At 44.9% G+C, this 11,513-nt stretch carries 11 protein-coding genes; all 11 read left to right on the plus strand.

The genetic code is table 11. From position 1 onward, the window contains the following. A complete protein-coding gene (locus ACO0LM_RS00280; protein ID WP_423033201.1) occupies positions 1 to 405 on the plus strand; it encodes a GtrA family protein in 405 nt (134 codons plus the stop codon). Next, complete coding sequence (locus ACO0LM_RS00285; protein WP_423033203.1) at positions 402 to 1,100, plus strand: glycosyltransferase family 2 protein; 699 nt, start codon at positions 402 to 404, stop codon at positions 1,098 to 1,100. Before ACO0LM_RS00280 ends, ACO0LM_RS00285 begins: the two co-directional genes overlap by 4 nt. 38 nt (positions 1,101 to 1,138) lie before the next feature. Next, the gene (locus tag ACO0LM_RS00290; protein WP_423033205.1) at positions 1,139 to 1,687 is read left to right on the plus strand and encodes a hypothetical protein; all 549 of its coding nucleotides are present in this window, start codon (positions 1,139 to 1,141) and stop codon (positions 1,685 to 1,687) included. A 10-nt stretch (positions 1,688 to 1,697) separates the two neighbouring features. Next, positions 1,698 to 3,746, plus strand: coding sequence for a uridine kinase (locus ACO0LM_RS00295; RefSeq protein WP_423033207.1), 2,049 nt, complete (start codon positions 1,698 to 1,700; stop codon positions 3,744 to 3,746). Next, the gene (locus ACO0LM_RS00300) at positions 3,746 to 4,501 is read left to right on the plus strand and encodes an HAD family hydrolase (RefSeq protein ID WP_423033209.1); all 756 of its coding nucleotides are present in this window, start codon (positions 3,746 to 3,748) and stop codon (positions 4,499 to 4,501) included. The genes ACO0LM_RS00295 and ACO0LM_RS00300 overlap by 1 nt, the downstream gene beginning before the upstream one ends. Next, positions 4,491 to 5,516, plus strand: coding sequence for a class II aldolase/adducin family protein (locus ACO0LM_RS00305; RefSeq protein WP_423033211.1), 1,026 nt, complete (start codon positions 4,491 to 4,493; stop codon positions 5,514 to 5,516). Before ACO0LM_RS00300 ends, ACO0LM_RS00305 begins: the two co-directional genes overlap by 11 nt. A gap of 46 nt (positions 5,517 to 5,562) precedes the next feature. Beyond that, a complete protein-coding gene (locus ACO0LM_RS00310) occupies positions 5,563 to 7,275 on the plus strand; it encodes a hypothetical protein (protein WP_423033213.1) in 1,713 nt (570 codons plus the stop codon). Between the two features lie 109 nt (positions 7,276 to 7,384). Continuing rightward, the gene (locus ACO0LM_RS00315; protein WP_423033215.1) at positions 7,385 to 8,641 is read left to right on the plus strand and encodes a lipoprotein-releasing ABC transporter permease subunit; all 1,257 of its coding nucleotides are present in this window, start codon (positions 7,385 to 7,387) and stop codon (positions 8,639 to 8,641) included. After that, complete coding sequence (lolD, locus tag ACO0LM_RS00320; RefSeq protein ID WP_423033217.1) at positions 8,634 to 9,335, plus strand: lipoprotein-releasing ABC transporter ATP-binding protein LolD; 702 nt, start codon at positions 8,634 to 8,636, stop codon at positions 9,333 to 9,335. Before ACO0LM_RS00315 ends, lolD begins: the two co-directional genes overlap by 8 nt. Before the next feature lie 13 nt (positions 9,336 to 9,348). Further along, positions 9,349 to 10,707, plus strand: a complete 1,359-nt coding sequence (locus tag ACO0LM_RS00325) for a hypothetical protein (RefSeq protein WP_423033219.1) — start codon at positions 9,349 to 9,351, stop codon at positions 10,705 to 10,707. A gap of 5 nt (positions 10,708 to 10,712) precedes the next feature. Beyond that, entirely contained in the window at positions 10,713 to 11,444 is a 732-nt protein-coding gene (locus ACO0LM_RS00330) for a polysaccharide deacetylase family protein (protein ID WP_423033221.1), read from the plus strand. Positions 11,445 to 11,513 lie beyond the last annotated feature (69 nt).

Here is an 11,513-nt window from a genome sequence, read left to right on the forward strand (position 1 = left end):
ATGCTTCGCAAAGAGGTAGCCCTGTTCTTTTTCGTTGGGACCGTCACTGTTCTGATTGATTTTTTGAGTTACAAAACTTTGTTGTTCGTGGAATTGGTCGGCATAGACGCGGCAAAGGCAATCAGTTTTTGTATCGGAACAGTATTTGCCTATTTTGCAAATAAGTCGCTAACGTTTGCCGCACACAAATCGCTTGCGGGCAGTTTTTGGCGCTTTGTTTTTGTATATTCTTGTACGCTGTTGGTAAATGTGTCCATCAATTCTCAAATTTTAAATTTACTCAGGGATACAGCCCTCAATTTTCAAATAGCATTCGTACTTGCAACAGGCGTTTCCGCAGGCCTTAATTTTTTTTGTATGAAGCTATTTGTATTTAGGGCCGCAGTAGGCCAATCAAAACCATGAAATTTTCACTTGTTATCCCATGTTTCAACGAAGCCGCCAATTTGCCTTTACTGTTAGAGCGATGCAAACAGCTAACATGTCATGATGGAATTGAAGTTATTTTGGTAGACAACGGTTCAACAGATAATAGTTCATACGTATTTGCGCAATTGCTTCCCGCATACCAAGGGTGTCGTTCCATAAGAGTTGAGAAAAACATGGGTTATGGCTTTGGTATTTTGGCAGGACTTAGAGAAGCTAGAGGTGAAATTATTGGATGGACACATGCCGATTTGCAGACGGATCCTTTTGATGTTATGGAGGGTTTGAAGTTGCTTGACAAGTATGGCCCCAACATTTTTGTCAAAGGCAGGCGTTTTGGAAGGCCGTTAGGAGATGTATTGTTCAGTGTGGGTATGAGTTTTTTTGAGTTCGTCCTTCTTAGGAAGCCAATGTGGGACATCAACGCACAGCCATCACTTTTTTCACGGAATTTTTTTGAAAAATGGAACGACCCACCACATGATTTTTCGCTCGATCTTTATGCCTATTATTCTGCTCGTTGTATGGGGCTTGAGATACATCGCTTTCCAGTTTTTTTTGGAAAGAGAGCGCATGGTACTTCAAGTTGGAATATTAACTGGGCTGCCAAAAGGAAATTTATTCGACGAACCGTTGAATTCAGTCTGCAACTAAAAAAACGTGTCAAAGCATGAAAATAATTTCACATCGGCGTAATACATTAAGCGACCTAATGGCAACGCCGCATCATTACGGTGTCGAGGTAGATATTCGAAGTCATGGTGATCGACTAATTATTCATCACGATCCTTTTACTGAGGGCGAATCTTTTGATGTGTGGCTAGATGCCTATCAACATAATACTTTGATCCTGAATGTCAAAGAAGAGGGTCTTGAGCGAAGGCTGATTGACTTGATGTATTCAAAAAAGATAGCCGATTATTTTTTTTTGGACCAAAGCTTTCCTTTTCTTGTCCGATTCGCCAACGCTGGTGAACGTCGATGTGCTGTGCGTGTATCTGAATTTGAATCTGTCAGTACGGCATTGAGCCTCACTGGCAAAGTTGACTGGGTGTGGATTGACTGTTTTTCGCGTTTTCCGTTATCTCAGTCTGACGCAAAAAAATTGGTAACGGCTGGTTTTAAACTTTGCATTGTCTCACCAGAATTGCAGGGAAGGAATGCCGAAACAGAAATTCCAGAACTGCGTCAATTGCTCGCACAATTACATATTCAGGCTGATGCCGTTTGCACGAAACGTCCAGATCTATGGGAAAACTAGTTGGATGAAAATGAAAAAATTAATTATTCACCCTCTTTTTTTCTTGGGGCTTTTGATTCGCCTTATACTGATTTGGGCCATCAGTCCTCTAGCTGTCGTTGACTGGTATGCTCCCTTTCTGGATGCCAGTACCAGTCAATTTACGTTCGATCCATGGGCCATTTGGTTAAACAAGGGAGGTTCTCTCTTTGCTTTTCCTTATGGTTATATTATGTGGGGCAGCTTTTTACCCGCAATAGCGCTAGCAAAAGTGATTGGCTTTTCAATCGAGTATGCATACACCCTCACGTTATTAGCTGCCGATTTTTTGCTGCTGTTATTGCTGCGCCGCTTATTACCCGGACAGGATCGATTGTTATTGATGGTTTATTGGCTTTCGCCGATAGTCATACTGGCTAGCTATGGCTTTGGACTAAATGACATTCTTCCAGCACTCCTATTGACTTTCGCTTTGTATTTGCTTCGTTGCATGCGTTTAAGGTTTGCTGGTTTTGCATGTATGGCTGCTATTTCTGCCAAGTTAAGCATGTTATTAGCGCTTCCTTTTTTCTTTGTCTATTTGTTCAATAACCGCACTTTACGTCAATTGTTCCCTCAATTTGCTGGGGGCCTGCTTTTGGGATTTATATTATTGGGATTACCTTTTATAGCATCTGATAGTGCTTTGAAAATGTTGCTTAACAATCCTGAATTGGGGAAAATCTATTATTTATCCATGAATATCGGTGACAAGTTAGTGATTTACATTGTTCCACTGATTTATTCGGTGATGCTCTACATGGTGTGGCGAGTTCGCCGTATTAATTACGATTTATTTCACAACACCTTGGGAATGGCATTTTTATTAGTTGTACTGATGACACCTTCTTCGCCAGGGTGGTTTATATGGGCGATTCCATTTTTAGTGAGTTATCAGGTAACAGGCGGTCGCCTGGCAGTTTCGATCACCGTTGTTTTTTCTGGTTTGTACGCCCTCAGTACTTTGATCTCTACGCCGTTGCATTTTGATTATATTGGACATGAAGTGCTAAATGTACTTCTATTTTCAACGCAACTCGGAAATCATGCTTCGTCATTATTGCATACGGCAATGGCGTCAATCGGAATCATTCTGATATTGCGTATTTGGCGAGAAACAGTAAGTCGCAATAACTATTTTCGGCTTACGAGGAAGCCGTTTGTCATAGCCGTAGCCGGAGATTCTGGATCAGGAAAAGATACGTTTTCATCTTCAATAACTGGCTTGTTTGGTAAACATTCAGTAGTCAATTTGTCAGGGGATAATTATCACTTATGGGATAGGCAAAAACCTATATGGCAAGTCATGACGCATCTGAATCCGATGGCGAATGATTTGGAAAGTTTTAGTAATGATCTCGTCGCTCTCATTGATGGAAAAAATGTACAGTCAAAACATTACGATCACCGTATAGGTAAGTTCACGAAGCCATATAAAATGAAGAGCAATGACTTTGTTATTGCGAGTGGTCTTCACACTTTATATTTACCTATCTTGCGTGACTGCTATAACTTAAGTATTTACCTTGATATTGATGAGTCCCTACGGCGGCATTTCAAACTTCGTCGTGACGTATTGCAACGTGGGCAAACAGTTGAAAGTGTATTGAATAGTCTTGAAAAACGAGAGCACGACGCTGCCAATTTCGTCCGTCCACAGGCAATCCATGCAGACTTTGTTTTATCACTTCAACCTATCCACCCTTTGGAATTATTGGATTTCGATGGCGATAGTGACCCACGTTTAAGATTGATTGCACGCACTCGCCACGGGCTAAATGAGTTAGCTCTTATTCGAGTACTTATTGGTGTTTGTGGATTGCACGTAGATTTCGCAGCGAGCGCTGACGGTTCAGAAATGGTACTTACTATAGAGGGGGAAACCTCTTCGGAAGATATACATTTGGCGGCGCAGATGTTGTGTCCTAATATTTTTGAATTTCTGGATATCCAACCAAAATGGGATGACGGTATCTTGGGGTTAATGCAATTAATTACGCTTGCTCATATTAGTCAAGCTATGACAAGACGGGTTCTATAGTGAAAATCATCAACCAAAATCGATTTGATCGATTACCAGACGCTATTCTTTTTGATACGGATAACACGCTTTATCCCTATGAGCCAGCACACAGCGCAGCACAAAATGCAGTGCGGGAGAAAGTTGTCAACACATTCTCTATATCTCCCGCAGATTTTGACAAGGCATTCAAAGAAGCCAGGCAACAGATAAAGGATCGTCTACTACATACTGCTTCCTCGCATAGCCGTCTTCTCTATCTTCAACGCATGCTTGAGATTATGGGGCTTGGATCACAAGTACTGTTAGCGTTAGATTTCGAACAAACATACTGGCGCACTTTTTTGAGTAATGCAGTGTTGTTTGACGATGTGAAAGAGTTGCTGGACGACATTCGACTTTTGGGAATACCAACAGCTATCGTGACTGATTTAACTGCCCAGATACAATTCCGTAAAGTGGTGTATTTTAAACTTGATCATTACTTCGACTACATTGTGACTAGCGAAGAAGCTGGATTCGATAAGCCACACGAAGCGCCTTTTCTTATTGCATGTGAAAAAATGCGTCCGAAAGGAAACTGTATTTGGATGATCGGTGACAATCCGATCAATGATATTCGTGGTGCCAGAGAAAAAATCAATGCAGTCACTTTGCAGAAAATTCATAAAGGAGCGGAAATTGGAACTGGGTTGGAATGCCCTGATGCCGCTTTTGAAGAATTCGCTCAATTACGTAAATTAATTTCTGAGCTTGGGCGATCAAATGATTCCTAATTCGATGCCTTTTCGAGAGTCTGTAGTTAAGTTTTGTGCTGATGCTGGCAAAAATTCACTGCTGGTTCAAGGGGCCGGAGGAAATGTATCCTGGAAAGACGGTGACACCTTATGGGTGAAGGCGTCTGGAACCCGACTTGCAGATGCATTGGATCGCGATGTTTTTGTTGGCGTTGATTTGCTATTGTTGCAGAAAGCCATTGGTGACGGAAATTTTTCAGCAAAACCAGTTTTAAAGCAAGAGACGCAACTAAAGCCATCAATTGAAACCCTGTTACATGCGGTGATGCCACATTCTGTTGTTGTGCACTTACATGCTATCGAACCACTTGCATATCTTGTACGAGAGAATGCAGAGGACGAAATTCAAGAGAGATTAAAGACTAAATTAGCCTGGTCAATTATCGAGTATCAGAAACCCGGTGATGCATTGGCAAAGGCTGTTGCTGATGTCATCGCCAGAGACCAAAACATAAACATAATTTTGTTGCGAAATCATGGCATTGTTATTGGTGGTGACAGCATTGAAGATGTAATTGATGAGTTAGCGGAATTGCTAAATTTATTGGCCGCACCAAAGCTTTATGGTGTGCTTGAATTTGCTACCCCCACAATGATTAATATTCCAGGTATTGCGCAATACGTACCTGTTAACATTCCAGGTATTCATAGTTTGGCATGCAATACAGTACTTTTTAATGCCCTCGAACAAAAGTGGGCGCTGTACCCTGACCATATTGTGTTTTTGGGAAAAAATCCTCATTCTTTCGATGACTTATCAAGTTTTCTTGCCTTCATCGAAAGCGGGCTCGTACCAGAATTAATTTTCATAAAAGGTCTAGGTGTATTTTCAATACCGAGCTTTAGCTTTGCGCAACGAGCCCAACTGGGATGTTACTACGATGTGATGATGCGTCAGCCCATGATTAGCAGATTGAAAGCTTTAAATAATTTTCAGATTGATGAGCTATTTAATTGGGACGCTGAGAAATACAGGCAAAAAACAAGCATGTAGAGAGTTCTCCTTATATTTGGCAGCTCACATATTAAATTGAATAAAAATGATTCTCATCGTATTTTTGCTGCTTGCAGCGTTATCTGCTGGCACTGGCTATGCGCTTCTGGTGTGGTCTATGAAATGGGATGGAATTGGCTCTTTATCTTTACGTTCAGGCGCATCTTTTTTTGTTGGAATAGCTTTTAATATCTCGTCTGTCCGTATATTGTCAGCCATACTTGGTCGGTCGGATATGGCCGTCGTAATAACGTTGCTATTGTCTTTTTGCATTTTTCTGACTTTTCGTAAACAACTGTGGGGTTTTATCCATGAATTACGGCAGGAGAAATTGTTCAAATATGTAAGGATTTCTTCCTTACTTTTCATCCCAGTAATATTATTTTTCTGGCTTCCGAATAATAGATACATCAGTGATCCATTCGCAATTTTTGGATCATTGCATTCAGTGAGATATGCCTGGATTGCCAATTACATTAATGAATGTGGGGCGGTTCCAGTATTGGGACAAAATACTGGACAGTCAATTTTAACTTTTATGGCTGGCTGGATATTTCAAAAAGCACCTTATGCCTACCTGTTTTTTTGGCTGGTGTCATCAATACTGTTTCTAGGAATCTTTTTCTTTGGGGTCGTTTCGCTTTATGAGCGACGTACACGATTGGTTTTTTTCTCAGTTGCTGTGCTGCTAATGGGAAATTCAGCGCTGTCCTTAACGCATGTTCTTACTATCGATTCGGGAAGCCCATTTGCTCTTAACGGCTATACGGATACTTTGCTCGGTGTGTTTTCAATTTTAATGCTGTTCTTGATTCATGCCAGTTTGAATGGATTGAAGACGAAACAGATGCCGTTATTTGTATTGGCATCGATCATATGTATAAGCAACTTCTTTTCTGCTCCACAGAATTTGCTTTATCTGTTTGCTTTTATGCCGGTCTTAATCATTAGTGCTAGGGTGTCGAATAATTCAATGGGAGCGCCCTTTTTTTGGGCATCTGTGTTGATGGTGTCCGCATTGATCGCAATTCCTTTGGGCGGAATGCTTACACCGAAATCCATGCAAGTGGCACTTGATGTGCCAGGATTGATGACGACTGCTGGTGTAAAGGCGGAGCAACATCATGCGGGACTAATGTTTGTTCCCGGTGTCCCATTCCATTTCGGATGGTCAGGCGCAGATTGGAAAGCTGGACAATTGTCGTTTATAAAGGAAGGACAAGTCTACATGATGGGCTGGCAGAAAAATTTTGCTGCTTTCATTTGGATATTGGAACAGATGTTTATAACATCGATCAGAGTTTTGTTTTTCCCTATTATCGGTATCATCGGATTTTTCTTTCTTTCTAAATGGCAATTAAAAACACCAGAAATCGAACAAAATTCAGAGAATGCGCCATCATTTAAGCTATTAGGATTAAGTGCAGCCTACCTGTTTTTTATTGGATTTTTTATTAATTTTACAATTATGCTTAATGGATATAAATGGGAGCTAAGTAGATTTTTAATACCTGGTGTGACGATGGGGATGCTTGGATTTTCACTATACGCAGCAAAATCAATGAGTAACAATCGGAAATATGGTGGATATTTACTTGTCGCTATATTATGTTTCGTAACATGCGGGCCATTATTGAGTTTTTTGATAAGCTCGGCGGTGAATTATCAACATGCTTTTCGTGATAACAGCGGTGCTGGTATATTTCAGATCTTTTTGGGAAAAGGCCCAGAAATTAATACTGCTTTCTGTAAAAAATGAAACTATTCATAATCCTGCCGGGTTATTGAAAAAAGAATATTCACATCAAACACAGTGTGGCAAACTGCGGGCTGCCGTATCTCAATGAACTCAATGAAGTGAACTTGTAGTGAAAAATCTTTCTTTCGAATGGCTGGTTGGCCTGCGCTATACCCGTGCGGGACGGCGTAGTGGCCGGAACAGTTTTATTTCTTTTATCTCGCTGATCTCCATGTTGGGCATCAGTTTGGGCGTGGCCGCGATGATTATCGTGATTTCGGTCATGAACGGTTTTCAAAAAGAAGTCCGTGACCGCATGCTGTCAGTGCTGGCACATATAGAAGTGTTTGATGCCAGCGGTGCTTTGCCGGACTGGAAATCAACTGCGCTGGAAGTGCAAAAAAACAAGGCAGTCACCGGCACGGCACCCTATGTGGATGGCCAGGCCATGATCATTCGTGAAGATGTCATGCGTGGCGTCATTTTGCGCGGTGTGTTGCCTGAGGAAGAACCCAGGGTATCGGACGTTGCCAGCAAGGTTAAATATGGCAAATGGGCAGATTTAAGGCCGGGCGAATTTAATATCGTGCTGGGTGTGGCGCTGGCAAACAGCCTGCACGTACGCATCGGTGAAAAAATCACGCTGGCAGCTCCTGAGGGACAGATGACCCCGGCCGGCATGGTGCCGCGCCTGAAGGCCTTCAATGTGGTGGGTATTTTTGAGGCCGGTCACTATGAATATGATTCGGGCATGGCTTTCATGCATATTGAAGATGCACAAAAGTTTTTTCGCCTGAATGCACCTTCCGGCCTGCGCTTGCGCATACAAGAAATGCTGAAAGCCCCCCAGATTGCCCTGGAATTGTCGCGCAGCCTGTCGGGTGACTTGCTGATACGTGACTGGACGCAGCAAAACAAGACGTATTTTGCCGCCGTCAAAGCAGAAAAAACCATGATGTTCATTATTTTGACGCTGATCATTGCGGTTGCTGCTTTCAATCTGGTGTCGACACTGGTCATGACAGTGACAGAAAAACAGGCGGATATTGCCATCATGCGCACTTTGGGCGCTGCACCTTCATCAATCATGAAGATATTCGTGATCCAGGGCGCCATCGTGGGTCTGTTTGGTACCTTGCTGGGTGTCGGGGCCGGTCTGCTGGTGTCTTTCAATATTGATGTGATTGTGCCTTTCATAGAACACATTCTGGGGATACAGGTACTTTCCAAGGAAGTGTATGTGATCAGCAAATTGCCCTCCGATGTGCAATTGCTGGATGTCGTGACCATCGGTTCTGTCTCTCTGGTGTTGGCTTTGCTCGCCACTATTTATCCTAGCTGGCGCGCTTCCAGAACCAAACCTGCGGAGGCTTTGCGTTATGAGTAATCCAAATTTACAGCCGGCAGACAGTATTTTGTCGTGCAATCAGTTGAGCAAGGTATTTGCAGAGGGGCCGGACTCGGTCAAAGTATTCAGCGATATCAATCTGAGCATCTACAGGGGCGAGCGGGTTGCCATCATCGGGGCATCCGGTTGCGGTAAATCGACTTTGCTGCATTTGCTGGGTGGCCTGGATACGCCGACACAAGGCAGCGTGATACTGCAAGGGCAGAATTTTGCCAGCATGAATGAAACCACCAGGGGCAATTTGCGCAATCAGGCACTGGGTTTTGTGTACCAGTTCCATCACCTGTTGCCGGAATTTTCGGCACTGGACAATGTTGCCATGCCGCTCATGATACGGCGCATGAAGCGTGCTGATGCCCAGCAGGCCGCCCAGTTGATACTGGAAAAAGTCGGCCTCGGCCACAGGCTCAAACATGTTCCTGGTGAATTGTCAGGCGGCGAAAGACAGCGCGTGGCGCTGGCGCGCGCCCTGGTGACACAGCCCGCGTGCGTGCTGGCAGATGAGCCGACCGGCAACCTCGACGGCAGCACGGCGCAACAGGTATTTGCATTGATGCTGGAGCTGTCACGCACTTTAGGTACGGCTTTCGTGATCGTCACCCATGATGCGGAACTGGCTGGCCGCTGCGATCGCGTGTTCCGCCTGTCTGGACATGGTTTGCAACTTCAATAAGAGAGGCAGAAAAGTGAAAGGCAAAGCATATCGCTCACTTCATTTTTCTGGCAATCATTGTGCTTGCGTGCTGATAGGTTTGCTGCCTGCCGCTGCCCCACCGGTTTTTGCTGCGGATACGGTAGAGCTGGTGTTGCAACTGGAAACCTCGCTCACCAGCGATTCGAATCCATTCCGCTTTTATGAGCAGCCGCTTAATCCTGATCCTGCCACTACCCCGGATGCCACTAACACGCCTCCCGGCATCAAGACACGTGAACGTGATACGGTCAAAGGCGACGACCTACGTGCCGGTGCCATTATCCCTTTGCTGTCAGATCGTACGCGGCTGACGCTGACCGGCTCTCTGGGCAACCGGTTTTACAAAAACTATAAAGACCTGGATCACCATATCGTCGCTGGTGATGCCAACCTGGAATGGGCCGCAGGCCAGATTTTCAACGGGCATGTGTCCGCGGGTAAAGAAGACCGGCTTTTTCAGTACATCAACGGTACTTTCACTGACAAAGATATCTCCCATCAAAAACGGGCCTCTGCCGATGTGAATATGAAATTCACGGATGAATGGTCTTTGAATCTCAAAGTTGACAGGGCAGCGCTGAATTACGATTTGCTTGTGAATCAGCTATACAATTTTGATGAACGCGGCCGCCAGTTCAGTGGCCGCTATTACTCGCCAACCGGCTCCAGTGTAGAAGTCGGTACGCGGCTATCGGATAGCAATTTCCCTGACCGTAATGCCCAGGAGATTGCTGACCTGGATCAGTCATATAAAGAATCCGAAGTATTTCTCGACGCGGAATGGCGTTATAGCAGCAAGTCTGTCACCAGCACGCATCTGGGCATCATACGCCGTCGCTATGATAATTTGACCGACCGCGATACCAATCTCTTCAATGCCTTATGGCGCGGCACGTATCATTATTCACCCAAGTTAAGGCTGGATCTGCAACTGTGGGACCGGCCTTTCACTATCGTTGACCGGTCTGTCCTGTATGTGATCACCAAGGCCCTGCGTTTCGACGCCCAGTGGAAATATTCGGACAAGTCGCAAATGAATTTCTCCACCTTGCTGCAGAATAGCGATAACGTATTGGTGCCACGACTGGCAGGTCTGAATGATGGATCGTCCCGTAAAGAACAGTTGCTGCGCATCGGTTTTGGTGGTGCCTATGAATTTGAACGTGGCTTTCGTGTGGTGCTGGACAGCTTTTATGAAAAAGTCCGGCGCGAATCGGATGGCATCAACCTGAAGCAGGCGGTTATCAAGCTGGGGCTGGAATATACTTACGAAAATTTACCGGGGAGTAGTTCACGCATGGGCTTGAAACGTTATCAGCATTCCCTTAGCGCTTCGGACAGTTTGCGTTGATCAATATGGGAATAGCTCAGAGACTCAGTCGTTTTGCTGCGCGCCATCTGGGATGCCGCTGGTTGCCCTTAAAAAAAGGCCGGGGCGTGGTCAGCTTCAGCTTCGATGACGTGCCTGCCAGCGCCTGCCATATAGGGGCGGTGTTGCTGGAGTTGTACCAGGCGCGTGGTACTTTTTATGTCTGTGGTGGCCTGACCGATGGCGTGGAGCAAAATCAGCCCTGTCACAGTGTCGACGATTTGAAACGCTTGATCGAGAATGAACATGAAGTCGGCTGCCACACGTTTTCACATACCAATTGTGCAAATGCTTCCGCTGCTGACCTGGCTCGTGACTGGGAGCGCAACCAGGCTTTTTTCCAACAGCATGGCATTCACAACCAGGGATTTGCTTTTCCCTTCGGTGCGTATGACCTGGGGAGCAAACTGGCTGCTGCCAAAGGTTTTCCCTATTCCCGTATCACCGGTGGCGGTACCCAGACTGGCCGCGCTGACCTGAATGCCTTGAAGGCACAGGCGCTGTATTCTTCCAAAACCAATGTGGACGAACTACATGCCTTGATCCAGCATACGGCGAAGGAAGGTGGGTGGTTAATCCTGTATTCTCATGAAGTCAGCGATCATCCCGGTCCGTGGGGAACCAGCCCGGCTTTACTGGAAACGGCATTGCGCCTGGCAACCCAGGAAGGTTGTCATCTTTTGCCTGTGCATAGAGCGATTGATTATTTTCTTTCCTGAGCAACACAGCTTGAGCAAGACAAGTTTTCTGGTAATTGAGCTTGAGTATTTCGCATTCTTGCGGTATTA

It is taken from the genome of Undibacterium sp. Di26W, from assembly GCF_049340265.1.
Taxonomy (GTDB): domain Bacteria; phylum Pseudomonadota; class Gammaproteobacteria; order Burkholderiales; family Burkholderiaceae_D; genus Undibacterium.

Coding starts and splice junctions, on each gene's coding strand:
- ACO0LM_RS00330 (WP_423033221.1), top strand. CDS start 10,713: ATGGGAATAGCTCAGAGACTCAGTCGTTTTGCTGCGCGCCATCTGGGA.
- ACO0LM_RS00285 (WP_423033203.1), top strand. CDS start 402: ATGAAATTTTCACTTGTTATCCCATGTTTCAACGAAGCCGCCAATTTG.
- ACO0LM_RS00305 (WP_423033211.1), top strand. CDS start 4,491: ATGATTCCTAATTCGATGCCTTTTCGAGAGTCTGTAGTTAAGTTTTGT.
- ACO0LM_RS00280 (WP_423033201.1), top strand. CDS start 1: ATGCTTCGCAAAGAGGTAGCCCTGTTCTTTTTCGTTGGGACCGTCACT.
- ACO0LM_RS00295 (WP_423033207.1), top strand. CDS start 1,698: ATGAAAAAATTAATTATTCACCCTCTTTTTTTCTTGGGGCTTTTGATT.
- lolD (WP_423033217.1), top strand. CDS start 8,634: ATGAGTAATCCAAATTTACAGCCGGCAGACAGTATTTTGTCGTGCAAT.
- ACO0LM_RS00290 (WP_423033205.1), top strand. CDS start 1,139: ATGGCAACGCCGCATCATTACGGTGTCGAGGTAGATATTCGAAGTCAT.
- ACO0LM_RS00310 (WP_423033213.1), top strand. CDS start 5,563: ATGATTCTCATCGTATTTTTGCTGCTTGCAGCGTTATCTGCTGGCACT.